A 25,381-nucleotide genomic window follows, 5' to 3' on the forward strand; every position below is an offset into this window, starting at 1 on the left:
TTCAACGGTACGACCCCCCACTGACAACGACCCGAGAAACGCCCCCACCAGCCGCCTGCCCCGAGCAGTCGCATGAAGCGGCCCCTCCCGCACTTCGAGCGGGAGGGGCCGGGGGTGCGTTCGGGCCGCGGGGGTCGGGGGGCGCCGCGGGCGGGGTGGGAAAGGGGCCGGGCTACTTCTTCGCCGGGCACTCCTTCCAGGCCATGTGGTAGATCGTGTTGACGCTGGTGTCGGTGGAGTCCATCGTCATGAAGCTGGTGGTCTTCTGCGGGTCGGACGTTCCCGCGTTCACGCGCAATTCGGTGTTGATGTTGAAGTTGCGCTGCTCACCGCAGGGGGCCCAGACCAGTGCGCCGACCTCGGTGGTGTCGGAGGCCTGCCAGTCGTCGGCGAGTGGGCCCTTGAAGGGGTGGGCCTTTTCGCCGGTCGCCGACGAACCCTGGAAGTAGTAGTTCGCCTTCTGTATTCCGGTCGCGCCCTTTTCCAGGGAGGCGAAGCCGCGGTAGTCGGCCTGGGCTATCGCGTAGGTGAATCCCTGGGGGACGTGCACGATCAGATTGAGCTGGCAGTTCTTGCGGAAGTCCGTCGGCTTGGCGCCCACGCCGACCTGGGCGAGGTAAGCGCTGTACGTCACGGTGAAGGCGGTGTTGTCCGGGGAGACGGCGACGGCGGCGGTGTCCTGCGGACAGCCCGAACCGTTGACGGTGGCGAGTTCGATCACGATCTTGTCGGGTGGCGGATTGGTGATGGGGGACGCCTCGGCCGACATCGGTGACGCCATGAGCGCCGCGACCGCGCCGCCTATGGCCAAAACTCTGTACATACCTTCTCCTCTCACTCGGTGATGCGCTGGCCAGAACGTGAATGCGGTGCCGAAATGCGCGCCTATGCCAACACGGTGCAAGGAGAGTGTGAAGACAACTGGCGGGAATGGTGATTCGCGGCCGCGGCCGCCGAGCGCTTATCGGTCAGCCGCGCAGGAGGCCGGAAAAGGTATTGCTCGGCGCGCTTCGGCGCGCCGGACACCGCGGAATAGGCCGGTATGGCGATGAATTCCCTCCACAAGCGCAGGCTCCGCCACCCGCGTTCCGGCCGACCTGGCGGGAACGGGGCGACCTCGCTGCGAAATTTCGCCCCTGGCGCCGTTGAGGGGCACGGGACCGAAGGCACTCGACCGCGCCTCACGTCGTTGGCGAGGGGGTTTGCGCCGCGGCCGGGGGTGGGGACGGGGGCGTGTGGCGGTGATTCAGGCCGCGCCTCGCGCTCCGTGCGCCCTTGGAGGGCGCCCGCGCGGGGAGGAGTGGCGGGGGCGCGGATGATGGAATGACCAATTCCACTCACTCCCGGAGCACGCCTGGAGACGCCGAAAGACCCCGGCCGCCCGGCTGTGGGCCGGGCGGCCGGGGTCTTGAGAAGGCGGTCAGCCCTTCTGGGTGTGGGCGGCTTCGATCGCGGCCTCCAGGGAGGCGCGGATGCGCGGCCCCATCCGGCTGAAGCCCAGGACCTTCACGGCCTCGCGGGCCAGTTCGTCGTCACTGCGCTCGAGACCGTCGCTCTCGAGCCAGCGGATCACGGAGACGAGCTGGCTTTCGGAGTAGGACGTGATGGGGCTGCCGGGCTTGACCGAGGGCTTGCGCCCCCGGCGCGCGGCCGGGGTGGCGTCAGGCGCATCGTCCCTGCTGGGAGCGGGCGCCGGGATCGCGGCCTCCGACGAGGCCCCCTTCGAAGTGGGCTTCGCCTTCGTCGGCTTCGGCTTGGACTCGGGCTTGGACTCGGGCTTGGTGACGGGTTCCGACTTCGACGCGGGCTCGCCCTGCGCCGCAGGCCGCGGCGTGGACTCGGGCTCCGTGACGGGTTCCGTCTGCGGCCCAGGCTTCGTGACGGAATCCGACTTCGACGCGGGCTCGCCCTGAACGGCGGACTGCGGCTTCGACTCGGGCTCCGTCCTGGCGATGGGCGCAGTTTGAGACTGCGACTTCGACGCGAGCTCGCCCTGAACGGGCGACTTCGGCTTCGACTCGGGCTCCGTCTTCGCGACGGCCCCGGCCTTCGGCGCCGACTTCGCCGCAGGCTCCCCCTTCGCCGCGGGCTCCCCCTTCGTCACGGGGCCCGCCTGGGCTGCGGAGCCCGCCTTCGCCGCGGGCTTGCGCTGCGCCGCGGGCCTGCTCTTCGTCGTGGGGTTGCTCTTCGTCGTGCGCTTGCTCTTCGTCGCGGGCTTCGCTTCGGCCACGGGCTTGGCCTCGGCCACCTGCTCCGTCATCGCGGAGGGGGTCGCGCCCCGCTCCGGGGCCGGGGTGGGGGACGGGATGGTTCCCGTCTCTCCCTCCAGCGGCTCGGGGGCGGTGCGCTGTTCGGGCAGTTCGGGGTCCGCCGGAGGGTGGGGGGCGCGGATGATCAGCGTTCGGGTCGCTCGCGTCAGGGACGTGGCCGCCTCGGTCGGGGAGGTCCGGCCGGACTCGTCCACCACGACGACGTCGAACAGACGCCCCGCCGGAAAGACCTCGCTGACGGACAACGGGCTCATCGTCCAGCACGGCCGCAGCGCCGTCATCAGCTCCGGCGCACGCCGGAACAGCTCCCGCAGCGGCAGTACCCGCCCCTCCTTGGCGGCCTCCGAGCGCAGGAGAGCGGCCTGGTCGGGGTGGTCCTCCACGGCCCGCCGGACGCGCTGCTCGAACGGCGTGGGTTCCCCCGCCGACCCCTCGCCGGGGTCGTGGCCGCCCCGTTCGGTCAGCTCCGCCAGCAGCGATTCCAGCCCCTTGGCCAGGAGGGCCGTGCGCAGGGTGTGCAGCACGGGCAGGCGGTGGAGGGTGACCTCGTCCGCGGCCAGCTCGTCGAGGAAGGCACCCAGTTCGTCGAACGTGAGGGTGTCCATCTCGGCGCCCGGCAGTATCGCGGCGAGCGAGTGGAGACCGGAGTCCAGCCGGTCCAGCGCCTTGGCGGTGCCGTCGAGCACATCGGCGTACGAGGACCGGTCCGGACCGGAGTCGTTCCCGGCCAGCTTGATCCACTCCTCGCGCGCGGCGGCCGCCGCGGCGAGCGCCGTGTGCAGATCGCGGCGGCCCAGCGAGCCATTGACCACGAACGCGCGGGCCTTCTTGCGCAGCTTGCGCCGCTGCCCCCACGACTGGTGGACGCCGTGCTCCTTGCGCCACTTTCCGGGGCCGGTCGCGGCGGTGAGCTCGGTGAGCTCGTCGCCGTGGACGTCCGGGGAGAAGGCGCTCAGCGTCTCCTGGACCCTTCGGACCAGGTCGGCGGTCCCCCGCAGTTCCCCGGCGGTGCGCGGCTCCGGCAGTCCGGTGCCCTCGGCGAGGTCGGCGGCGGCGCGGCGGGTGGCCGCGAGGGTGCTGCCGCGCAGTTCGGCCAGGGCGGTCGAGGCGGTCCTGGCGTGCTCGGCCTGCCTGACGGTGGTGGTGGCCGGGTACCAGGGCGATGTTCCCGGGGCGAGGGTGAACCCGCCGTGGGAGTCGTACTGGGCGAGCTCGTCACGGGTTTCGCTGTCGACCTCGTCCTTCGAGGCGGCGTCCGAGCCCGGTTCGGTGGTCTCCGGCAGGGCGCTGACCAACTCCCGGAGGACACGGCGCGGGTCGTCCGGGCCGTCGTGCAGGTCCATCACCCGGTCGCCGAGACCCAGTTCGCCGAGCCGGTCGAGGACCGCGCTCGTCGCGGCCCGCTCCTGCGCCACCACCAGCGTGCTGCGGCCCTCGCCTGACAGGGCCGCCACAACGTCGGCTGCCACCGTGCTCCTCACGGTGTCGGACGGCGACTCGACGACGAGGTCACGTCCGCCGAGGACCGCGCTGACGGCGTCACCGCTGCCCTGCTCGCTCTCCAGCGCCAGGACTTCACCGGCGGCCCTGACCGTGTCGGCGCCCGCGTCCTGCCCCGCCTCGGCGGCGGCGCGCAGGTCGTCCGTCATGGCGGCTTCGGCGTTGCTGTGGACGCCGACCAGGCGTGCGGAGGGGTTGAGGGTGAGGCCGGCGGCGCCCTTGACCATGGTGGCGAGATGGTCGATCGCCCCGGCGCAGTCGGCGGGCGAGACGGCGAGGCCGGCGAGTTCGTCGGCGTCCGGGTGGATGCCGAAGCGCTGCCCGAGAGTGTGCAGGAGGACGAGCCCGGCCCGCGCGTGGTCGCCGACGGCGAGGCGGAAGTCGTCACCGCCCGCCCGCTCCAGGCGTACCGGCCACAGCAGGACCGGGGCCGCGGGTTCGCCGGACTCCGCGTCGTCCCAGGTGGCCGTTCCCGTGGCGAGGTAGGCGGTGGGGATGCCCCGGTGTTCGAGGATGTCCCGTGCCCTGTCGTGGATGGCGCCGGCGCTCGCCTGGGCGCGGCGCAGGTCGTCCGCGCGGTCCGGACCGGGGAAGAGGTCGGCGATGCGCTGCGGCTTGCCGCCGAGGAGGGCGTCCAGGGCCCGCGTGTCGGCGTCGGCGAGGTCGAGGGTGTCTGTTGCGAGGTGGCGGTGGAACCGCGGCGTGCCGTCCGCGCGGGGATCGACGGGCGCGCTGGTCCACGTCCTGACCGCTTCGAGGACCTGCTCGGAGCGGCGGTCGGCGGAACCGTCCGCTTCCTGGCTCTTGTGGTGCGACAAGGTCATTTGTATGTCCGGTGCGAGGAGTTCAGGGAAGGTGGACAGGGTCCGAGGCTGGGTAAGGGCTCCGGCCCGAAACTGAGGCTGCCGTGATTCGGCGCGGTCAGGATACGAGGGGCGCATGCCCTGTTGTTCCGCAACCCGGCCGTTGAGAGCCGGAACAGGGGCCGGAGGAGGTAACGGTTCCGGCCGGATGCCGCGTAACGGGCCACGGCGGAATGCCGCGCGACCGTCCCGGCCGGGTGCCGCGAGCGATGTGGCCGGATGGGAACGGCTCCGGTCGGACGCCCCGCGACGGGCTCCGCCTACTCGCCGTCGCCCGAGCCCTTCGCACGGGCGCTCAGTTCTTCCCATGCCGCGCGCACCTGGGGTTCGAGGGCCTCCAGCGGGCCGTCGTTGTCGATGACGATGTCGGCCAGCGACAAGCGGTCCTCGCGGGACGCCTGCGCGGCCATCCTCGCGCGGGCGTCGGACTCCTCCATACCGCGCAGGCGGACGAGGCGGTCGAGTTGGGTGGCCGGGGAGGCGTCCACCACGACCACGACGTCGTACAGCCCGGCCAGGCTGTTCTCCGCCAGCAGGGGAACGTCCTGGACGACGACCGCGTCCGTCGGCGCCGCCGCCTCCAAGGCAGCGGAGCGGGCACGGACCAGGGGGTGGACGATCGCGTTGAGGGCCTTGAGCCGGTCGGGGTCGGCGAAGACGATCGAGCCCAACCGGGGCCGGTCCAGGGTGCCGTCCTCGCGCAGCACCTCCTCGCCGAACTCCTCCACGACCGCCGAGAGGCCGTCGGTTCCGGGCTCGACGACCTCTCTCGCGATCTTGTCGGCGTCGATCAGCACCGCCCCGTAGGACGCCAGGAGGCGCGACACCTCGCTCTTGCCCGCGCCGATTCCGCCCGTAAGACCGACTCTCACCATGGTGAAGAGACTAGGGCTTCCCCTCGTCATCGGCGTCTCGAGCCCGGCACAAGCCCGAGCGCCGACTCCGGCACAGGGCTGTGCGCCGACTCCGGCACAAGCCTTGGCGGCGACTCCCGCGCGGGCTGTGAGCCGACTCCGGCACAAGCCTGAGCGGCCACTCCCGCGCGGACCCGTGCGCCCGACTCCCCCGCGCACCCGTGCCCCGACTCCCGCGCGGGCCTGTGCGCCAGCTCCCGCGCGGACCCGTGCGCCGGCTCCGGCGCGGACCTCGGGCCCGCGATCACTCGTCGCTCTCGCGGTCGGCCAGGAACCGCTCGAACTGGGCGGCCAGTTCGTCCGCCGACGGCAGATCCGCGGGTTCCGCGATGAGGTTCTCCCGGTCCTGCGAGGCGGCGATGGCGTCGTACTGGTGCTCAAGGCCCTGGATCTCCGAGGCGAGTTCTCCGCCGCCGTCACCGATCTGGCGGTCGATCTCGGCGGTGACCAGCTGGGTCTGGTCACGCAGGACCGGAGCCGGCAGCACCAGGCCGGTGGCCGCCGTCACCGCGTCCAGGACGGCGAGCGCCGCGGGTGGATAGGGGGAGCCGGCGACGTAGTGCGGGACATGGGCGGCGAATCCCAGCACGTCGTGCCCGGCCTCGCCCAGCCGGAACTCCACCAGGGCCTGGGCACTTCCGGGCACCTGGGCCTCATTGAACAGCGGCGGATGGCCGGTGGTGAGGTCCGGACGGTTGCCGTGGGCGGTCAGGCCCGTGGGGCGTGTGTGGGGCACACCCATGGGGATGCCGTGGAAGTTCACCGCCAGGCGGATGCCGAGGCGTTCGACGAGTCCGCGCACGGCTGCCGCGAAGCGCTCCCACTCCACATCCGGTTCGGGGCCGGACAGCAGCAGGAATGGGGCTCCTGTGCCGTCGCGGGCCAGGAGCAGGTCCAGTTCGGGCGCCTCGTAACTGGCCCAGCGGTCCCGTCTGAAGACCATGGGAGGGCGGCGCGCCCGGTAGTCGACGAGCCGGTCGGCGTCGAAGCGGGCGACCACCTCGTACGCGAACTCGCGCCTGATGTGGTTGACCACCTGCTCACCGGCCGCGCCCGCGTCCATGAAGCCGTCGAAGTGGTACAGCAGCACCAGTCCGTCCGCGTCCTCGGCGTGGGCGGCGTCGGCCGCTTCGAGACCGTCGGCGTCGAAATCGTAGAGACCCTGTGGATCCTGCAACGTAAACATCCTCTCCTCGCATTCGCGCAACGCTTCACGCGGCGCGCTCATTCCGAGAAGGCGCATTGTTCACCAGCGGGGACGCCCTCCTGTCCAGTCCGGGTCGACCACGCGCATCGCGGCGATGTCGTCACGGCGCCTGATTTCGCAGCGCAGGTACTGCTCGTGGAGCCGCCCGAGGGCGTCGCGGTCGATGGAGACACCGAGGCCGGGGCCCCGGGGGACGGTGACGGCTCCCCCGGAGATCTCCAGGACTCCGGGCTCGACGACCTCTTCGCGCTGCCACGGCGAGTGGGTGTCGCAGGCGTAGGTGAGGCCCGGAACGGCCGCGGCGAGATGGGTCATGGCGGCGAGGCTGATGCCCAGATGGGTGTTGGAGTGCATGGACAGACCGAGGCCGAAGGTCCCGCAGACGGCCGCGAGGTGCTGGGTGGCGCGCAGACCGCCCCAGAAGTGATGGTCGGACAGCACGATCTTCACCGCTTGCCGCTCCACTGCCTCAGGGAGCTCTTCCATGCTGGTCACACACATATTGGTGGCCAGTGGGATGTCCGTCGAACGGGCGACCTCGGACATCCCGGCGATTCCACCCACGGGGTCCTCGAGGTATTCGAGCGTTCCGGTCAGGCGCTCGGCGACCTTGAGGGCGGTGGGGACGGTCCAGTTGGCGTTCGGGTCGATGCGCAGGGGGTGGCCCGGGAAGGCGTCGCGCAGCGCGAGGATCGCGTCGGTCTCCTGGTCGGGCGGGAGGACACCGCCCTTGAGCTTGAGGGAGGTGAAGCCGTACCGCGCCACCATGCGGCGGGCCTGCTCGACGATTCCCTCGGGGCCGAGGGCCTCGCCCCAGTCGTCCTCGGGGTAGCCGGGGTCGATCGGGTGCTTCGCCCAGCGGTGGAACAGGTAGGCGGAGTACGGGACCCGGTCCCTGGCCCGCCCGCCGAGCAGGTCGACGACGGGCCGCCCGATCGCCTTGCCCTGCGCGTCCAGGCAGGGCACCTCGAACGCGGCCGCTGTCGCCGCCACGGCCTTGGCGCGGCTGCCCGACCCGATCAGCGGGGTCAGCGCGTCGGGGCGGACGGCGCAGCCGAGGGCCTCGGTGACCCGGCGGTTGAGCTCGTTGAGGTCGAAGACGTCGAGTCCGGTCAGCGCCGGGGCCACCGCGGTCAGGCGCTCCAGCGTGGGGGCGTCGCCGTATGCCTCGCCGATCCCCGTGATACCGGAGTCGGTGTCCACCTCCACGATCGAGCGCAGGGCGAACGGCTCGTGCACTCCGACGGAGTTCAGCAGGGGCGGGTCCTGGACGGCTACGGGGGTGACGCGGATGCCGGTGATCCTCAGGGCGGTCATCGGGCCCCTCCGGTGCGAGCCTCGATGGCGTCGGCGATCGCGTGCCCGCGGTCCACGACCGCGGCGAGCTCCGCCAGGTGGGCCGGGGTGGGTTCGGCGAGCGGAGGGCGCACTTCGCCGACGTCGAGCCCGGCGCGGCGGACCTCGGCCTTGATCAACGAGACCGCGTAGCCCGAACCGCGCGTCCGCAGCTCGACCAGTGGCTGGTAGAAGCCGTCGAGGAGTTCGCGCGCGGTGGCGTCGTCGCCCGAGCGCAGCGCCCGGAAGAACGCCAGCGAGATCCGGGGCGCGAAGCAGAACACCGCCGAGGAGTACGCCTCGACGCCGATGCCCCGGTAGGCGAGTGCGGTCATCTCCGCGGTGGGCAGGCCGTTGATGAACAGCAGCTCATTGCCGTCGGAGCGGATGGCGCCCATGATCCGCTGCATCAGATCGATGTCGCCGACGCCGTCCTTGAGACCCACGATCCTGGGGTGGCGGGCCAGTTCGACGGCGGTGGCGGGTGTGATGACCGCATTGTCACGCAGGTAGATGATCTGGTCGAGATCGGTGGCGTCGGCGAGGGTGAGGTAGTGGCGCAGCAGCCCCGCCTGCCCGGCCTGGACCAGGTACGGAGGGAGGACGAGCAGGCCGTCGGCTCCCGCCTCCTCCGCGGCGCGGACGAACTGGACGGCCAGCGCGGTGCCATGGCCCACCCCGGCGACCACCGGCACCCTGCCCGCGGCCTCCTCCACCGCGGCGGCGACGCAGGAGCGGTACTCGTCGAGGTCGAGGGCCGGGTACTCACCGGTGCCGCAGGCGGCGAAGACGGCTGCGGGTCCGTCGCCGACACGTTGTCGGACATGTTCTCGATAAACGCCCAGGTTCAGCGTGCCCTTGGCGTCGAAGGCCGTCACGGGGAAGAAGAGAATTCCGTCGAGCCGGTCGGCGATTCTCTCGGCGTTCGGTGCGAGAGCCATGGGTCAGATGTCCTGTTCGTGAGAGGAGGTCGGCCCTTGAGTCGGCGGACGGGGCCCTTGAGGCAGCGGCACGGCCCTCGAGGGGCGGGTCAGCCCTTCAGGGAGCCGGTCAGCAGCCCGCGTTCGAAGAGCCGCTGGAGGAGCAGGTAGACGACGACGCTGGGCACCATCAGCATCAGCGAGGCTGCCATGCGCACGCCCACGCCCTGTTCCTGGCTCGCCGACAGGCTGGTGACGACGAGGGTGAGGGTGTGCATGTCCGGGGACTGGGCTACGAGCAGGGGCAGCAGGTACTGGTCCCAGATCATGAGGAAGCCGAAGACGGCCGAGGTGCCGAGCGCGGGGCGGCACAGGGGCAGGATGACACGGAAGAAGATCACGAGGTCCCCCGCTCCGTCGACCCTCGCCGACTCCTCCAGCTCCACCGGGATGGTCTTCATGAAACCGGTCAGGACGTAGATCGGCAGTGCCCAGCCGACGACGGGAAGGATGAGCCCCGAGTAGGAGTTGAGCAGGTCGCCTCCGCCCAGTGGGTCCGGGACCTTGCCCAGCACCAGGTAGAGGGGGATGGCGATGACCTCCTCCGGCATCATCATCGTCGCCAGCACGGCGAGCATCACCAGCGCCCGGCCGCGGAACTTCTTGCGGGCCAGGGCGTAGGCGGCGAACGCGCTGACGGTGACCTGGAGGAACAGCCCGACCCCGGTCACGATCGCCGAGTTCGCCAGGCCGCGCCCGACACCGAAGTGGAAGGCGGTCCGCAGGTTGCCGAACGTGAAGTGGCGCGGGAGCAGGGCCACCTGGCCGAGCTTGAGGGGGACACCGCTGAAGACGGTGGCCACCATCGTCCACAGGGGCACGACGAACACGAGGACCACCAGGGCGTACAGCAGCACGCGCACGCCGCCGCGAAGCCACCGGCGGTTCGGCATCCGAAGCCCCAGGGCCGTGGTCGGAACGCTCACGCGGCCTCCTTCCGGTTGCGCCACCACAGGGTCAGGCAGGTGAGCAGGACGGTGACGAGGAAGAGCACGGTGGAGACCGCCGACGCCGTCCCCAGGTCGTTGTTCTGGATGCCCTCCTTGTAGACGTAGGTCACGATGGACTCGGTCGAGCCCGCGGGACCGCCGCCGGTCAGGACGTAGATCTCGGTGAAGACGCGCAGGCCGCGGATGAGGCCGAGGGTCAGCACGATGGTGGTCACGGGGCTGAGGGCGGGGATGGTGACATGCCGCAGCCTCTGCCAGGCTCCTGCCCCGTCCAGGGCCGCCGCCTCGTACAGCTGTCGGTCGATCCCGGCCAGGCCCGCCACGAAGATCACCATGTCGTACGGGGCGCTCTTCCACACCTGGACGAGCATCACCGAGGCGAGCGAGGAGTCCGGGTCGGACAGGAACGGCATGGGACCGAGGCCGAGGTGGCCCAGCAGGGAGTTCAGCGAGCCGTACTCTCCGGGGAAGAGCAGGGTGCTCCACAGCTCCGCGACGGCGACCATGGCGGTGACGACGGGCAGGAACGCCGCCGTCCGCAGCAGGCGCACATGCCGGGCTGGGCCCTCGAGGAGGAGGGCGAGGCCGAAGCCGAGCAGGGCCGAGGCGACGACGGTCGCACCCGCGTCGATCACGGTGTGCCAGAGGGCCGAGCGCAGCAGGTCGTCGTGGAAGGCGGCGGTGAAGTTGTCCCAGCCGGTCCAGCGGTTGCCCAGGTAGGGGCGGACCTCGAAGAAGCTGAGGTACATGCCCCAGATGGTGGGCCAGAACTTGAAGACGCCGAACAGGGCCAGGACGGGGGCGAGGAACAGCCAGGGGACGGCGATCCGGCGCAGTGGGGGGCGCGGGCGGGTGCGGGCGGGTGGGCGGTGGCCCGGGCCTCCCGCAGGACCGGCGTTCGCGCGGGCGGTGCCGGAGGAGCCCTTGGGCGCCTTGGTGATCGATGCCATCCGCTAACCGGCTATGCCCTGCTTGCCGAGCAGTTCACGGAACCGGCCGTCGAGGGCGGACAGCGCCTTCTTGGAGTCGCCGCAGCCGGAGACGAGCTTGTTCAGGGCCTCGGCGGCGGCGGTGCGGTAGGCCTGCCAGTCCGGGACGTTGACCGGCTCGTAGTGGGCGTTGTCGTCGTAGACCTGCTGGGCGACCTTCCAGCGGGGGTCACCCGCCCTGGTGCTCGCGGTGTCCACGTCCTGGTTGACCGGCAGGCGCACGATCGTGGCGGCCTTGACCCCGGTCATACCGGTCGTCTGGGCCTTGGCCGAGATCATGTACTCGGCGAACTTCTTGAAGTCGGCGGCCCGCTTGGAGCCGGCCATGGAGTAGATGGAGGTGCCCTCGGCGAGGGCGGCGCCGCCCTGGGGGCCGGCGGGCGGGGCGACGGCGGTGTACTTGCCCTTGACCTCGGTGGCGTCGGAGACGGCGTAGGCGTAGGGGCCGGTGAGGTACATCCCGGCGACACCGGTCTGGAACGCCTTGTTGGAGTCGTTGGTGACGTGGTTGAGGGCGCCGGGCTGGACGGCCTTGTCCTCGCAGAACAGCCCCTTGTAGAAGTCGGCCGCCTCGACCGCCTCGGGTGAGGCGACGGCGGAGGTGTACGCGCCGCTGCCCGTGGGCTTGAGGAAGTCGCCGCCCGCCTCGAACAGGAAGCTCGACCAGTTCCAGGCGATGTAGCCGCGCTGGGTGGAGCCGGGCACGGCGAGGCCGTAGGTGTCGTTCTTGCCGTTGCCGTCGGGGTCGCGGGTGGTGAACGCCCTGGCCACGTTCTCCAGGTCGTCCCAGGTCTTCGGCGCCGGCATCCCGACCTTCTTGAGCCAGTCGGTGCGCACCAGGAGGACATTGGCCTGGGCGGAGAACGGCACACCGTAGGTCCTGCCCTCGATGTCCTGGACGGACTTCCAGGCGACGGCGCCGACCTTGTCCCGCCCGGTGATCGACGACTTGTCGACCTCGGTGATGATGCCCTGCTTCTTCATCGCCCCGAGCTGGGCGGCGTCGTTGATCACGACGTCGGGCAGGTCATGGGCGGCGGCCGCGGCGTTGAGCTTGGTCTCGAAGTCGGTGAGGGTCATGAACAGGTCGACCTTGACGCCGGTCCTGGCGGTGAAGCCCGCGAAGACCTTCCGGTAGGCGGTGGCCGAGTCGTCGGCGCCGCGCACCCAGACCTTCAGCGGGCCCGAGGCCCTGCCACCGCCGCCGGAGTCGTCACCGCAGGCGGCCGACCCGAGCAAGGCGGTCGCCAGTGCCGCGGCCACGGCCGCCGTCCGCTGTGCGCGCCCAAGGCGTCCGTGATCCCCCATCGGCCTCTCCGTCCCTCAAAGTTCGTTCATGGTTAGGAACATCGTCCACGTTCGGGAACAGCCGTGACCCTAGGGGCCACCTGCGGTCAGGTCAAGGGGATGGACAGAGTTCAAGCAGCCCCCCTTGACGGCCCATCAGGGGCGGCCGTAGCTTCACTGCCCGCCAGCTTCGTTCAGGATGTTGGCCTGTGTTCATGTAGCGGAACACCGCTCAACGGCGAAAGGTCACCCGCCCATGCGGAAAACAACACCGCTCCTCACATCCGTAGCCACGGCAGCCGCGGCGCTGATCACGGTAGGGCTCCTCGCACCCCAGGCAAGCGCGGCCACGACGATCGATGTGAGCACCGCGGCGCAGCTCAAGAGCGCGCTCACCAACGCCAACCCCGGCGACACCATCCGGCTCGCCGACGGCACCTACAGCGGCAACTTCAAGACCACCAGGGCCGGCACCTCCGGCTCACCGATCACCCTCACCGGCTCGGCGAAGGCCGTGCTCACGGCGGGCGGCGGCTACGGGCTCCACCTCAACGGGGCGAGCTACTGGCGCGTCAAGGGCATCACGGTGACCGGCGGTCAGAAGGGCATCATGCTCGACTCCGCCGTCGGCGTCGTCATCGACGGTGTCACCGTCCACGGCCTCGACATGGAGGGCGTCCACTTCCGCAAGAGCAGCCGCGACGGTGTCATCAAGAACTCGAGGATCTACGACACCGGCAGGGACGACAGCGGCATGGGCGAGGGCGTGTACGTCGGCAGCGCCGGGGGCCTGTCCGACAAGAGCGACCGGGTGCAGATCCTCGACAACGTCATCGGGCCGAACGTCGGCGGAGAGGCCGTCGACCTCAAGGAGGGCACCCGCGGCGGCCGCGTCGCCGGGAACTCCTTCGACGGCAAGGGCCTGACCGGCAACAACTACGACGACAGCTGGGTCGACGTCAAGGGCAACGACTACGTCATCGAGAACAACACCGGCAAGAACACGACGAACAACGGGTACGAGACCCACACCCAGCAGTCCGGCTGGGGCTGCGGCACCGTCTTCCGCGGCAACAAGTCGGACCTGAACGGCGCCACCGGTCAGGGCCGCTACGCGTTCAACATCACCAACTACAACGCCTCGTCGTGCAAGGTCAGCATCGACCGGAGCAACACCGTCACCGGAGGCCGCGCACTGGCCAACCCGGGCATCCCGATCGGGTAGCACTCCCCTGCGGCCATGCGGTCGGACACCGCGGAAACACTCCGGCAGACGCGCTCGCGGAACGCCGCAGGGCCCGCTCCCTCTCGGGTGCGGGCCCTGCGGTTCAGCTACTCAGCCGGCCGCCGAAGCGGTCCGCCGGGGGTTCAGCTCTGGCCACCGGCCAGCTTCTCACGGAGCGCGGCGAGCGCCTCGTCCGAAGCCAGGGCGCCGGAGGTGTCCTCCGAGGCCGAGGAGTACGAACCGCCGCCACCGGCACCGGCCGGAGCCGGGGCGCCGGCCTCGGCCGCGGCCTCGGCATCGGCCTCGCGGGCCTTGGTGACCTGCGCCTGGTGCTGCTCGAAGCGCTGCTGCGCCTCGGCGTACTGGCGCTCCCACTCCTCGCGCTGCTTTTCGTAACCGGGCAGCCAGTCGTTGGCCTCCGGGTCGAAGCCCTCGGGGTAGATGTAATTGCCCTGGTCGTCGTAGGACGCGGCCATGCCGTACAGGGTCGGGTCGAACTCGACCGCCGACGGGTCGGCACCGAAGGCCTCGTTGGCCTGCTTCAGCGAGAGGCTGATGCGGCGGCGCTCGAGGTCGATGTCGATGACCTTGACGAAGATCTCGTCGTTGACCTGGACGACCTGCTCCGGGATCTCCACGTGGCGCTCGGCCAGCTCGGAGATGTGGACCAGGCCCTCGATGCCCTCGTCGACGCGGACGAACGCACCGAACGGAACGAGCTTGGTGACCTTACCCGGGACGACCTGGCCGATCTGGTGGGTCCGGGCGAACTGCTGCCACGGGTCCTCCTGGGTCGCCTTCAGCGACAGGGAGACGCGCTCGCGGTCCATGTCGACGTCCAGGACCTCGACCGTGACCTCCTGGCCGACCTCGACAACCTCGGACGGGTGGTCGATGTGCTTCCAGGACAGCTCGGAGACGTGCACCAGACCGTCGACGCCGCCGAGGTCGACGAACGCACCGAAGTTGACGATCGAGGAGACGACGCCGGAGCGCACCTGCCCCTTCTGGAGGGTGGTGAGGAAGGTCTGGCGGACCTCGCTCTGGGTCTGCTCCAGCCACGCACGGCGGGACAGGACCACGTTGTTGCGGTTCTTGTCCAGCTCGATGATCTTGGCCTCGAGCTCCTTGCCCACATAGGGCTGGAGGTCACGCACACGGCGCATCTCGACCAGCGAGGCCGGGAGGAAGCCGCGGAGGCCGATGTCGAGGATGAGACCACCCTTGACGACCTCGATGACGGTACCGGTGACGATCCCGTCCTCTTCCTTGATCTTCTCGATCGTGCCCCAGGCACGCTCGTACTGAGCGCGCTTCTTGGACAGGATCAGACGGCCTTCCTTGTCCTCCTTCTGGAGAACGAGGGCCTCGATCTCATCACCGACGGCGACGACCTCGTTGGGGTCGACGTCGTGCTTGATGGAGAGCTCGCGGGAAGGGATGACGCCTTCGGTCTTGTAACCGATGTCGAGCAGGACCTCGTCCCGGTCGACCTTCACGATGACGCCGTCGACGATGTCGCCGTCGTTGAAGTACTTGATCGTCTCGTCGATCGCGGCGAGGAAGGCTTCCTCGGAACCGATGTCGTTGACCGCCACCTGCGGGGTGGTTCGGGTTGCCTCGGTGCTGCTCGTCATGTGGGAAAGGGCTCCGGTACGGACAGAAAGTCGTAGGTACTGCTACGCCGAAAGCCGGTGTCGCACTGCCGAAGCCGGACAGCTTTGGGGACGAACGATCCGGAAAATCCGAAAATCGTGGAAATCCGAAAATCGCCCCGACAAACCGAGAGGTCTACAACAGATGCGAGCGCAGCCTGCTCCGTCTGAGGTGCGCAGGCTCGCAGCGCAACTTGTAGCATACGGGGGCAGCCGGGCAGGGTCAATGCGCGAAGGGCGCGCTAAGGGCAGACCGCCCCAAACCAGGTCCGTACAGGCGCGCATGACGCACACACGACTCAGAACCACTGGTCGATTCCACAGAGTACGACGACGGGCGCGATGAACCAAGGACCTGAGCCGGAGGCGACCCGGCGCGACGCGGGGGCCACGGAGAGCAGCCGGGCAAGCCGGGGCTGGTGGGACCGCAACGCCGACGAGTACCAGAGCGAGCACGGCTCGTTCCTCGGGGACGACCGCTTCGTCTGGGGGCCGGAGGGGCTCGACGAGGCGGAGGCCGGCCTGCTGGGGCCGGCGCAGGAGCTCAAGGGCAGGGCGGTGCTGGAGATCGGCGCGGGCGCGGCGCAGTGTTCGCGCTGGCTGGCGGCTCAGGGGGCGCACCCGGTGGCCCTGGACATCTCGCACCGGCAGCTCCAGCACGCCAGGCGGATCGACGCGGCGGCCAGGCGGGACGCGGGGACCGCGAGGACCGCGAGGACCGCGAGGACCAACGCGGCTGCTTCGGGGGCCTCGTGGATCTCGGGGATCTCGGGAGCCTTGGGGGCTTCGGAGATCTCGCGGGCTTCGGGGATCTCGGGGGCTTCGGGGATCTCGCAGGCTTCGCTGCCGTTCCCTCTGGTGCAGGCGGACGCCGAGGCGCTGCCGTTCGGCCCGGCGTCGTTCGACCTGGTGTGCTCGGCCTACGGGGCGATCCCCTTCGTCGCGGACAGCGGGCAGGTCATGCGGGAGGCACACCGGGTGCTGCGGCCGGGCGGCCGCTGGGTGTTCTCGGTGACGCACCCCATCCGGTGGGCCTTCCCCGACGAGCCGGGGCCAGAGGGACTGACCGCGCTCACCTCCTATTTCGACCGCCGTCCCTACGTCGAGCAGGACGGGCGCGGCCACGCCGAGTACGTGGAGCACCACCGCACGGTGGGCGACCGGGTCCGGGAGATCGCCGCGGCCGGATTCCGGCTCGTGGACCTCGTGGAGCCCGAGTGGCCGGACTGGCTCGAACAGGAGTGGGGCGGGTGGAGCCCCCTGCGCGGGCGGCTGCTGCCCGGGACGGCGATCTTCGTCTGCGTCGCCGACTGACGGACTGACGGGAGGACGTGATGACGAGGACGTGATGACGAGGACGTGGTGACGAGTTCGTGGTGATGAGGACGTGGTGACGAGTTCGTGGTGATGAGGACGTGGTGATACTGCGGGACGCCTGGCGTGAGCTGCCGGTGCGCGAGGTCGTACCGGAGCTGCAGAAGGCCCTGGCCGGGCAGGGAACGGCGGTGCTGGCCGCCCCGCCTGGCACCGGCAAGACGACCCTCGTTCCGCTGGCGCTGGCCGGGCTGGTCCCGGAGCTGCCCGGAGCCGCCCGCAGGGTGCTCGTGGCCGAGCCCCGCAGGATGGCGGTCCGGGCGGCGGCGCGGCGCATGGCGTGGTTGCTCGGCGAGCAGGTCGGCGGCCGGGTGGGCTTCACTGTGCGCGGTGAGCGCCGGGCGGGGCCGCGAACGGTGGTCGAGGTCGTCACCACCGGTGTGCTCCTCCAGCGTCTCCAGCGCGATCCCGAGCTCGCGGGGGTGGACGCCGTCCTGCTCGACGAGTGCCACGAGCGGCATCTCGACGCCGACACGGCGCTGGCCTTCCTTCTCGATGTGCGTGAGGCGCTGCGGCCCGAGCTCCAGGTGGTGGCGGCATCGGCGACGGCGGAGACCGGGCCGTGGGCACGCCTTCTCGGGCGGGCGCCGGTGGTCGAGGCGCAGGGGGTCCCGCACCCGGTGGAGACGGTGTGGGCGCCGCCTCCCGGCTCGGTGCGGCCGTCGCACGGGACCTGGGTGGACCCCGAGCTGCTGCGGCACATCGCGGCGGTGGTGCGGCGGGCACTCGGTGATCGCGACGGGGATGTGCTGTGCTTCCTTCCCGGTGCCGGAGAGATCGCCCGGGTGGCGGGGCTGCTGGAAGGCGGGCTGGACGCCGAGGTGCTTCAGGTGCACGGCCGGGCGCCCGCTGCCGTGCAGGACGCGGTGCTGGGCGAGGGCGGTGGGCGCCGGGTGGTGCTGGCGACGTCGGTGGCGGAGTCCAGCCTGACGGTGCCGGGGGTGCGCACGGTGGTGGACTGCGGGCTCGCGCGGGAGCCGCGGACCGACCACGCCCGAGGGCTCGGCTCGCTCACGACGGTGCGGGTGTCACGCGCGTCGGCGGACCAGCGGGCGGGGCGGGCCGGGCGCCTGGGCCCCGGGACGGTCTACCGGTGCTGGTCCCAGGGAGAGCACGACCGGCTGCCGCCGAGGCCGAGTCCGCAGATCGCGGTGGCGGACCTGGCGGAGTTCGCGCTGCAGACGGCGTGCTGGGGCGATCCGGACGCCTCGGGGCTGGCCCTGCTCGACGCCCCGCCGCTCGGAGCGATGCGCGCGGCCCAGGAGGTGCTGCGCGGTGTCGGGGCGGTGGACGAGGACGGGCGGGTGACCGAGCGCGGCCGACGGCTGGCCCGGGTGGGAGTGCACCCCCGGCTGGCGCGGGCCCTGGTGGACGGGGCAGAGGCGGTCGGGGCCCGGCGGGCGGCCGAGGTGGTGGCACTGCTGTCGGAGCAGGCGCCGCCGGGATCCGGCGACGACCTGACGGCGCTCTGGCGCGCCCAGCGCAACTCGGAGCGCTGGAAGGAAGAAGTACGACGCCTGCGGCGGTCGGTGGAGCACGTGCCCGCAGAGGGGTCGAGCCGGAGCGCGACCGGTGATGACGAGCAGCGCAGGCAAGACACAGCCAAGGGTGGGGATCCCTCGCGAGGAACGAGTGAGGGGTACCCGCCCACGGCGGGGTCGAGCCGGAGCGCGACCGGTGATGACGAGCGGCGCAGGCAAGACACAGCCAAGGGTGGGGATCCCTCGCGAGGAACGAGTGAGGGGTACCCGCCCACGGCGGGGTCGAGCCGGAGCGCGACCGGTGATGACGAGCGGCGCAGGCAAGACACAGCCAAGGGTGGGGATCCCTCGCGAGGAACGAGTGAGGGGTACCCGCCCACGGCGGGGTCGAGCCGGAGCGCGACCGGTGATGACGAGCGGCGCAGGCAAGACACAGCCAAGGGTGGGGATCCCTCGCGAGGAACGAGTGAGGGGTACCCGCCCACGGCGGGGTCGAGCCGGAGCGCGACCGGTGATGAGGAGGCCGCTGGGCTGGTCGTCGCCATGGCTTTTCCCGAGCGGGTGGCTCGGGCGCGCCGCTCGGGTGGGCATCTGATGGTGTCGGGGACGGCGGCGGCGCTGTCCGAGGGCTCCCGGCTGGCCGGCTCGCCCTGGCTGGCGGTGGCCGTCGCCGACCGCCCGCCGAACGCCCCTTCGGCGCGGGTGCGGCTCGCCGTACCCGTCTCGGAGGAGGTGGCCCGCAGGGCGGCGGCGCCCTTCCGCTCCGAGGGAGAAGAGGTCGCCTGGTCCCGCGGTGACGTCGTGGCCCGTCGGGTGGAGCGCCTCGGAGCGGTGGAGCTGGCCTCGCGCCCGTTGGTCTCCCCCGATCCGGCGCTGGTGCGCCGGGCCCTGCTGGACGGGCTGCGGGCCGAGGGCGTCGAGCTGCTGGGGTGGAGCCGCGAGGCGGTTGAACTGCGGCAGCGCATCGCGTTCTGCCATCGGACCCTGGGCGAGCCCTGGCCCGACGTGAGCGACGAGGCGCTGCTGGAGCGGGCCGAGGCATGGCTGGGGCCGGAGCTGGACCGGGCCCGGCGGCGCGCGGATCTGGCACGGGTGAGTGTCCGGGAGGCGCTGTCGCGGCTGCTGCCGTGGGCGGACGGGACGGCGCGCCGTTTCGAGGAGTACGCCCCTGAGCGCGTCACCGTACCGAGCGGGTCGAGGATCCGGGTGGACTACTCGGCTGACCAGCCGGTGCTGGCGGTCAAGCTCCAGGAGCTGTTCGGCTGGCACAAGGCCCCCGCGCTGGCGGGCGGACGAGTGCCGCTGGTGGTCCATCTCCTCTCCCCCGCCGGCCGTCCGGCGGCGGTGACGGCGGACTTGGCCTCGTTCTGGCGGGAGGGCTACCGCGCGGTGCGTGCGGAGCTGCGCGGCCGGTATCCCAAGCACCCCTGGCCCGAGGACCCCGCGACAGCGGAGCCGACCCGGCACACCAACACCCGGCTCAGGCGGTAGCCGGTTCGGGCGCTCCGGTGGGCCGGTCGGCCGGGCCCGGGTCCTCGGCGCGGCGGGCACGGGCCTCCAGGACGAGGGAGAGGGCGAGCAGGGCGGCGCCCAGGCCCGCACAGGTCCAGGGCAGGTAGGAGATGAGAATCAGGACCAGGATGCGGTTGGACTTCACCAGCGCCATGGTGTGGTCGATGGAGTCCTCGCGCATCCTCACATGGCCGTCGAAGGCCACGAGCGGCTTCTTTCCGGGCTCTTCGACCCAGCGCATCTCCTCCTTGTGCTTCTCCTCGCCATTGACGGGGGCGCCGGTCACCGGGTCGACCCAGAACATGCGCACGGTGCTGTACCAGCGTTCGAGCCCGACTTGGCGGACGGTCTCGGGGGTGGCGCCCAGCGGCATCTTCTTGGGCAGCGCGACCTTGGTCCAGGGGATGGTCTGCTCGAAGTAGTAGACGTCGAGGCCGCGGAACCTCACGGTGCCCCGGTAGTGGATGGGCGCCGAGGTACGGGTCTGCGCGTCGAAGTAGTAGTAGTCGCGCTTCTCGGTCAGGAACGGGAACTTGAACTCCACGCCCCGGCGCCGCACCGGATCCCCGTCCACATGCTCGCCGTCGGCGTGCACCGGTTCCTGGGTGTGGGCGTCGAAGATGTAGCGCTCGGGGATCTGCGAGACCATCCCGCCCTCGGGGCCGGCGACATACGACAGGCAGTCCCACACGACGACGTCCCGCCCGGTCTCCTTCCCGACCTTCCTGGCCTCCTCCACATTGCCCTTGAGGGTCTGCACGATGCTGACCTTCACATGCCTGCGCGGCTTGAGGGTGGTGTAGTCGAGCAGGGTCGCGTCGTCGGCCTCGAGGACAGCGGTCTGGTATTCGTCCTGGGGGATCCTCGCCAGTCGGGGGAAGGCGTACCAGCGCAGCAGCGGGGCGAGCGCGGTGAGGAACACGGCCAGGGCCAGGAGCACGAGGCTGGACTTGCGGCGCATCGTCGTGCCCTCCGCTTCACGGGTGTGCGGGAACGGTGGTGACCAGCGGCTCGGGCGAGGTGGTGCCTCCCGACGGGGCCAGCAGCACCATGAGCCAGGCCAGCGCGAAGGCGGCGGCGAGTCCTATCGCGGCGGCGATGAGTGCGCGCACAGGGGCCCTCCGATCGCGTCGCGGGCAACCATGGGCGGCTCGGGGCCCGGGCACCGTAGCAAGCGGCGCATGGGATGAGAACACGTTTCACAGCGCGGAAAGGGCAGTCGGAGACGGAGACGGCGAAGGCCGCCCGCGCGGTGTGCGCGCGGACGGCCTCGCGGCTCGACGGCCCACTACTGCGTCAGCAGGCGCCTGGGGCCATGGCTGAGGGCTATGGCTTGGGGCTATGGCTTGGGGGCCGGGGTGACGCCGGGAGTCGCCTGGGGCGAGGGGGACTTCGAACCCGACGGCGACGGGGTGGGCGTGGGCGTCGCGCACGGGTCGTCGCTGTCGGACGGGGACGGAGTCGGCTTCGGCGAGCCGGACGTGCTCGAGCTCGGCTTGGGCTTAGGAGTCGTCGGGGTCGGCAGCGGCGTCCTGGTCGGCTTGCCGCTCTCGCTGTCGGACGGCGAGGGCGACGGGTCCGCTGGACAGGCGTCGGAGGGCTTCGGCGACGGCGAGGAGCTGGTCGAACTGCTCGGCGACGGCTTGGGTTTGACGGTCGCGCTGGCGGACACCGTCGGCGTCGGCTTGGGCTTCGGCCCGCCGGTGTGGCTCGGGGCGGGTGAGCTCGGAGTCGCCGACGGGCTCGGGGTGGAGGAGTAACTGGGCTCCGGGCTGGGGTGACCGGGGTTGTCGGGCACCGTGTGGTGGCCGGTCCTGAAGTACTCGTACCAGGTCCTGACGGTGTGCAGGTAGTCGTACGAGTGGTTGTAGCCGAGGATGGCGCCGGCCATGTGGTCCGGGTTGGACAGGTCACGGCCGCCCGCGCACAGGTAGTGCCCGGCGGCGAGCGCGGCGTCGAAGACGTTGTTCGGGTCGGACTTGCCGTCGCCGTTGCCGTCCGTGCCCCAGGTGGCCCAGGTGGACGGGATGAACTGCATGGGGCCCACCGCGCGGTCGTGCAGGGCGTCGCCGTCGTACGCGCCGCCGTCGGTGTCGCTGATGTTGGCGAAACCCACGCCGTTGAGCTGGGGGCCGCGGATCGGGCTGATCGTGGTGCCGTCGGCGTCCACATTGCCGCCCCGAGCCTGGTTGGACTCCACCTGGCCGATGGCGGCGAGCAGTTCCCACGGGAGGTTGCACTCGGGGTTGGTGCGCGCCAGGGACGCCTGGGCCTTCTTGTAGGCGGCTAGAACGGTGGCGGGGATCCCGGCGCCGCCGGGGATCGCGGTGTCCGTGCCCGCCGAGGGCAGGGGTATGGAGGTGCCCGGCTTGTCCGGAGTGACCAGCGGCGGAAGTCCCGTGTAATAGGGGGAGTCACCGGATATCGGGGGTCCGGGTGGCGCCGTGGGGCCGGGGTGGCTGGACGCGGACGCGAGCCCTGGGGCCTGCGAGGCGGTCAGCGCCGCCATCGTCACCGCGGCGACCGCGGTACCCATCACGCTCCTGTGCACGCGTCGGCCGAACCGTTCCGCCATGTGCCGGACCCCTCCCCGGAAAGCTGGTCTTGCGCGCCTTGTGGGCGTGTCCCACAGGACAACAGCGCTCGTGACATTACGACAAGTCGCGGACATCATCCACAGCGCCACCCGTACCCCCGGTGAGGAACCGGTGAAGGACAGGGATCCTTTGGCGGAAGGGCCGGGGGGCGGCCGGTCGGCCACCGGTGGCTTCGAGCCATCGGTGGCCTTGTCCGGCGACGGCTGGGCTAGCGGTGGCTGGGGAACTGGACGACCTGCTGGTACGTCGGCCGGTTCTGCCAGTGGGACTTGGGATCGGTGACGCCGCCGAGGGGGCGCTGGATGATGGAGTCGGCGCACCACTGGTCCCCGGCGGCGCAGTCGGCGTCCTTCGGGTAGGTGTCGGCCGCGGGCTGGTCGGCCGCCTGCTTGAGCGTGGTCAGCAGCGCCTGGCGGCACTGGCCGAGGTCGCCTCCTCCGCAGAACGTCCGGGCGAGGCCGCCGCGCACCGGCTCACCGAGCACCGCCCGAAGGTCCTTGTCGGCGTAGGACCACCAGCCGTACTGGAACGACGAACCCTTGTGCGGAATCGACTCGTTGGCGCTGACGGGGCCGTTGACGGGACCGGTCTGGCCGCCGGAGGGAGACTCGTTGATCTGGAGCGCTCCGGTCAGCGCCTGGTACAGATCGGTGCCGAGGTCCGGTTCGAAAGCGGCCTTGACGAGCAGGGGCCACCAGGCGTCGAAGGCGCGGATGGCGGCCGCGTCGGTGTAGGTGTGGCTGCCGGGCGAGGTCTCCCTGCGCTCGGCGCCGTGGCCCTTCCACGCTTCGAGGCCCTTGACGATCTGGTCGAGCCCGGCGTCGGTGACGGGCGAGCTGCGGATCACCTTCAGCAGTTCGGGCAGCACGTCCTCGCCGCGCAGGTCGGTGACGGCCGCGTCCTCCATGGCCTGGGCGAGGTTGACCCGGCTGACCTTGCGGCCGCCGCTGATCAGGGACTTCACCCGGGTGTCGAGAAGGTTGGCGCGGTGCACCGAGCCATTGCCGAATCCCGCGGAGCTGAAGTCGTCGGCCTGCTTGTTGTTCCAGGAGATGTAGTAGTCCTGGTTGACCGACTGCGGGTGCTGGGAGGAGGGGGTCAGGCCCTGCCACTCGTAGGCCGGGTCGGCCCTGAGCGGAAGGCCGGGGTCGACGGTGGTGGGGCGCAGCGGGTTGGAGCCGGAGTTGTAGTAGGCGGTGTCCTTGTCGTCGGCGTAGAACCAGTTGAAGGCGTAGTTGATGTTCTCCGCGGCCTGCTCGAACGACGCCGCCGAGTGGGTGGCGCCGGGGTCGTTGAGCATCTGGAAGCCGATGATCGCGTCGGGTTCGTGCATATAGGTGGACCGCTTGGCGGTGTATGCCACGGGTTTGCCGCCGATGGTGCCCCGGTGGGTGACCAGGCCGTACTTGGTGCGGTGCATGACCAGCCGGTAGGAGCCCGCGGGCGTGGAGTCCGCGGTGGTGGGCTTCCAGGCGTTCCTGCGTTCGAGGGTGTCCATGGGCAGGCAGTCGCCGTGGTAGCGGTAGGCGTTGCTGTCCTTGGTCACCGGGGAGCCGTCGGTGGTGCACAGCTCGACGGCGTAGGAGTCGGTGATGTCCTGCCCGGCGGAAGTGGCGCTCCAGGCGTAGTCGGCGCCGCGGCCGAGCTGGACGTAGAAGCTGACTCCGGCGAACGAGGCGCCGCGGGCGCTGATGCCGGGGCCCTGGAGCTCCTGGAGCATGAGCAACTGCGGGGCGAAGTAGCCGGCCTGGGGGCCGAAGACCGCGACGGGGTGGCCGTCGTCGGTGTGCGCGCCGGAGACGACGAGCGCGTTGGACATCCCGTGCCTGGCGGAGAGCAGATTGCCGGGCAGAAGCCCCTTGGCCTTCGTCGTCCTGCTGTTGGCCGAGCCGGTGGGATCGTGGATGAGCTGTTCGGCGGTGACCGAGCCCGGGTCGGGCATGGCCACGCCCTGCGGGTCGGCGGGTGGTCCGGCGTAGGGGAAGCTCTGGCCGTCGTGGAGGGTCTGCACCGCCTCGGGGTCATTGGCCTCGCGGAATGACTGCCAGACCTTCTCGCCCTCGGTCTTCCCGAACTTCTTCTCGGCCGCCTGCTTCACCAGCGCCGACTGCACCTCGCCGCCGCCACCGCCGCCGAACAGGCCCCCGACGACCGAGGCGAGGGCGACGAGGTCGGTGAGCTTGAACGGCTCGATCTTCCCCGCGTTGGTGATGGCGTCGACCTTGCCGGTCAGGACGTACTCACCGGGGAAGTAGCGGCCGTTGTAGGCCTTGTCGATGTAGGCGTTGACGCCCTGGAGGTAGTCGTTGGCGTCGGCGAGGGCCTGGCGCCCGCGGTCGCCGCCCTGATCGGCGACGGCGTCGATCTGCTGCTGGAGTTCGGCCTCGGTGTAGGGGACGGCCTGCCAGAAGGTCTGTTCCAGCTCACGGTTGGACCGCGCTCCCCCGGCGAAGCTGCTCAGTTCACCGCGGCCGACGTGGCGGAAGAGGTCCATGACCCACAGCCGGTCCTGGGCCGCGGCGTAGCCGGCGCCGAACTCGGTGCCGGAGCGGGTGGTGCCGTGGACATGGGGTATCCCGGCCTTCTTGTCGCGGACGATCGTGACGTCGGCTCGGGGTTTGGTGGAGCTTGCCACCTGGTCGGCGGGGACGCCGAAGGAGGCGTCGTTGAAGAACTTGCCGAGGTCGGCCTGGGTGAGGGTGGGATAGGCGTTGACCAGGTCGGTGTAGGGGCCGAGCTGGTCGTCGGTGTGGACGGGGCGGGTGCCGAACGCGCGGTTGGCCAGGATGTCGGCGAGGGTGGCATTGCCGTTCTCGCCGGGCGGCAGGATGTCGTTGCAGCGGCCCTGGCAGTAGTCCTGGACCTGTGCCCGGGTCTGCGCCGGGGCTCGGTCCGGGGGTCCGGCGCTCGCCTGCTGGACCGGCGCGGCGACCGCGGCCACGACGGCGAGTGCGGCTACGGCCGCGAGCGACTTGGGGCCAACGGTGCGTCGGGGCATGCCAGCTCCTCCGGGACGGGATTCGAGCTGACGGTACGTTAGCTACCCGCCGGTTCGGAAGACCTCGGTCCGCACCTCCTCACAACGGCTTCACTCCGGTGGCGCTCCCGCATACACGGACGCGGACATGACAGCGGCCTCTCATGGCGGTGGCGGCGCGCCGGGCCGCAACCCCGCACGCCGCCACCGCACTTGCTCGCGCACCGCCTCGCACCGGCACCGCCTCGCACCGGCGCCCCTTCGC

General features: G+C 71.0%; 17 protein-coding genes. 3 read left to right on the forward strand and 14 right to left on the reverse strand.

Annotated features, from left to right (window positions below; genetic code table 11):
- Positions 1-172 precede the first annotated feature (172 nt).
- From IEY86_RS02905 to IEY86_RS02945, 9 genes are all read right to left on the reverse strand, one after another.
- Positions 173-823, reverse strand: a complete 651-nt coding sequence (locus IEY86_RS02905) for a DUF4360 domain-containing protein (protein ID WP_189129873.1) — start codon at positions 821-823, stop codon at positions 173-175.
- A gap of 597 nt (positions 824-1,420) precedes the next feature.
- On the reverse strand, positions 1,421-4,594 hold the full coding sequence (locus tag IEY86_RS02910) for a DUF4011 domain-containing protein (RefSeq protein ID WP_189129874.1): 3,174 nt from the start codon (positions 4,592-4,594) through the stop codon (positions 1,421-1,423).
- A gap of 299 nt (positions 4,595-4,893) precedes the next feature.
- On the reverse strand, positions 4,894-5,508 hold the full coding sequence (coaE, locus tag IEY86_RS02915; RefSeq protein ID WP_189129875.1) for a dephospho-CoA kinase: 615 nt from the start codon (positions 5,506-5,508) through the stop codon (positions 4,894-4,896).
- 283 nt (positions 5,509-5,791) lie between these two features.
- Complete coding sequence (locus IEY86_RS02920) at positions 5,792-6,724, reverse strand: proteasome assembly chaperone family protein (RefSeq protein ID WP_189130052.1); 933 nt, start codon at positions 6,722-6,724, stop codon at positions 5,792-5,794.
- 69 nt (positions 6,725-6,793) lie between these two features.
- Entirely contained in the window at positions 6,794-8,071 is a 1,278-nt protein-coding gene (locus tag IEY86_RS02925; protein ID WP_189129876.1) for a glucarate dehydratase family protein, read from the reverse strand.
- Entirely contained in the window at positions 8,068-9,030 is a 963-nt protein-coding gene (locus IEY86_RS02930; RefSeq protein WP_189129877.1) for a 5-dehydro-4-deoxyglucarate dehydratase, read from the reverse strand. The genes IEY86_RS02925 and IEY86_RS02930 overlap by 4 nt, the downstream gene beginning before the upstream one ends.
- An 89-nt stretch (positions 9,031-9,119) precedes the next feature.
- Positions 9,120-9,995: a carbohydrate ABC transporter permease gene (locus IEY86_RS02935; protein WP_229698109.1), complete on the reverse strand. Its 876-nt coding sequence runs from the start codon at positions 9,993-9,995 to the stop codon at positions 9,120-9,122.
- Positions 9,992-10,969, reverse strand: coding sequence for a carbohydrate ABC transporter permease (locus tag IEY86_RS02940; protein WP_189129878.1), 978 nt, complete (start codon positions 10,967-10,969; stop codon positions 9,992-9,994). The genes IEY86_RS02935 and IEY86_RS02940 overlap by 4 nt, the downstream gene beginning before the upstream one ends.
- A 3-nt stretch (positions 10,970-10,972) precedes the next feature.
- Entirely contained in the window at positions 10,973-12,316 is a 1,344-nt protein-coding gene (locus IEY86_RS02945) for an ABC transporter substrate-binding protein (protein WP_189129879.1), read from the reverse strand.
- 235 nt (positions 12,317-12,551) lie between these two features.
- Between IEY86_RS02945 and IEY86_RS02950 the strand changes: the two genes are divergently transcribed.
- Positions 12,552-13,520 carry a right-handed parallel beta-helix repeat-containing protein gene (locus IEY86_RS02950; RefSeq protein ID WP_189129880.1) on the forward strand — a complete coding sequence of 323 codons (969 nt, stop codon included), beginning with the start codon at positions 12,552-12,554 and terminating at the stop codon, positions 13,518-13,520.
- A 143-nt stretch (positions 13,521-13,663) separates the two neighbouring features.
- On the opposite strand, the gene rpsA is transcribed toward IEY86_RS02950, so the two are convergent.
- The gene (rpsA, locus tag IEY86_RS02955; RefSeq protein ID WP_189129881.1) at positions 13,664-15,157 is read right to left on the reverse strand and encodes a 30S ribosomal protein S1; all 1,494 of its coding nucleotides are present in this window, start codon (positions 15,155-15,157) and stop codon (positions 13,664-13,666) included.
- A 360-nt stretch (positions 15,158-15,517) separates the two neighbouring features.
- Here rpsA and IEY86_RS02960 point away from each other — a divergent pair, with 360 nt between their 5' ends.
- Together IEY86_RS02960 and IEY86_RS02965 are read left to right on the forward strand one after the other, a co-directional pair.
- Positions 15,518-16,489 (forward strand): class I SAM-dependent methyltransferase, encoded by a 972-nt coding sequence (locus tag IEY86_RS02960; RefSeq protein ID WP_189129882.1) that lies wholly within the window; start codon positions 15,518-15,520, stop codon positions 16,487-16,489.
- A gap of 104 nt (positions 16,490-16,593) precedes the next feature.
- On the forward strand, positions 16,594-19,521 hold the full coding sequence (locus tag IEY86_RS02965) for an ATP-dependent helicase C-terminal domain-containing protein (protein ID WP_229698132.1): 2,928 nt from the start codon (positions 16,594-16,596) through the stop codon (positions 19,519-19,521).
- On the opposite strand, the gene pgfA is transcribed toward IEY86_RS02965, so the two are convergent.
- The 4 genes from pgfA to IEY86_RS02985 all read right to left on the reverse strand — a co-directional run bounded on the left by pgfA (position 19,511) and on the right by IEY86_RS02985 (position 25,137).
- Positions 19,511-20,503, reverse strand: a complete 993-nt coding sequence (gene pgfA, locus IEY86_RS02970) for a cell envelope lipid trafficking protein PgfA (protein WP_189129883.1) — start codon at positions 20,501-20,503, stop codon at positions 19,511-19,513. The two genes, IEY86_RS02965 and pgfA, sit on opposite strands and share 11 nt — an antisense overlap.
- A 16-nt stretch (positions 20,504-20,519) precedes the next feature.
- Positions 20,520-20,654 (reverse strand): SPW_0924 family protein, encoded by a 135-nt coding sequence (locus IEY86_RS02975; protein ID WP_189129884.1) that lies wholly within the window; start codon positions 20,652-20,654, stop codon positions 20,520-20,522.
- A 227-nt stretch (positions 20,655-20,881) separates the two neighbouring features.
- Positions 20,882-22,078 carry a lytic transglycosylase domain-containing protein gene (locus IEY86_RS02980; protein WP_229698110.1) on the reverse strand — a complete coding sequence of 399 codons (1,197 nt, stop codon included), beginning with the start codon at positions 22,076-22,078 and terminating at the stop codon, positions 20,882-20,884.
- 269 nt (positions 22,079-22,347) lie between these two features.
- On the reverse strand, positions 22,348-25,137 hold the full coding sequence (locus IEY86_RS02985) for a penicillin acylase family protein (protein ID WP_189129886.1): 2,790 nt from the start codon (positions 25,135-25,137) through the stop codon (positions 22,348-22,350).
- Positions 25,138-25,381: the final 244 nt, after the last annotated feature.

The sequence above is a fragment of the Wenjunlia tyrosinilytica genome (assembly GCF_014646055.1).
Lineage (GTDB): Bacteria > Actinomycetota > Actinomycetes > Streptomycetales > Streptomycetaceae > Wenjunlia > Wenjunlia tyrosinilytica.

Excerpts from the sequence above, each read along its gene's own strand:
- IEY86_RS02905 (WP_189129873.1), bottom strand. The coding sequence starts at position 823 with ATGTACAGAGTTTTGGCCATAGGCGGCGCGGTCGCGGCGCTCATGGCG.
- IEY86_RS02910 (WP_189129874.1), bottom strand. The coding sequence starts at position 4,594 with ATGACCTTGTCGCACCACAAGAGCCAGGAAGCGGACGGTTCCGCCGAC.
- coaE (WP_189129875.1), bottom strand. The coding sequence starts at position 5,508 with ATGGTGAGAGTCGGTCTTACGGGCGGAATCGGCGCGGGCAAGAGCGAG.
- IEY86_RS02925 (WP_189129876.1), bottom strand. The coding sequence starts at position 8,071 with ATGACCGCCCTGAGGATCACCGGCATCCGCGTCACCCCCGTAGCCGTC.
- IEY86_RS02930 (WP_189129877.1), bottom strand. The coding sequence starts at position 9,030 with ATGGCTCTCGCACCGAACGCCGAGAGAATCGCCGACCGGCTCGACGGA.
- IEY86_RS02940 (WP_189129878.1), bottom strand. The coding sequence starts at position 10,969 with ATGGCATCGATCACCAAGGCGCCCAAGGGCTCCTCCGGCACCGCCCGC.
- IEY86_RS02945 (WP_189129879.1), bottom strand. The coding sequence starts at position 12,316 with ATGGGGGATCACGGACGCCTTGGGCGCGCACAGCGGACGGCGGCCGTG.
- IEY86_RS02950 (WP_189129880.1), top strand. The coding sequence starts at position 12,552 with ATGCGGAAAACAACACCGCTCCTCACATCCGTAGCCACGGCAGCCGCG.
- rpsA (WP_189129881.1), bottom strand. The coding sequence starts at position 15,157 with ATGACGAGCAGCACCGAGGCAACCCGAACCACCCCGCAGGTGGCGGTC.
- IEY86_RS02960 (WP_189129882.1), top strand. The coding sequence starts at position 15,518 with ATGAACCAAGGACCTGAGCCGGAGGCGACCCGGCGCGACGCGGGGGCC.
- pgfA (WP_189129883.1), bottom strand. The coding sequence starts at position 20,503 with ATGCGCCGCAAGTCCAGCCTCGTGCTCCTGGCCCTGGCCGTGTTCCTC.
- IEY86_RS02980 (WP_229698110.1), bottom strand. The coding sequence starts at position 22,078 with ATGGGTACCGCGGTCGCCGCGGTGACGATGGCGGCGCTGACCGCCTCG.
- IEY86_RS02985 (WP_189129886.1), bottom strand. The coding sequence starts at position 25,137 with ATGCCCCGACGCACCGTTGGCCCCAAGTCGCTCGCGGCCGTAGCCGCA.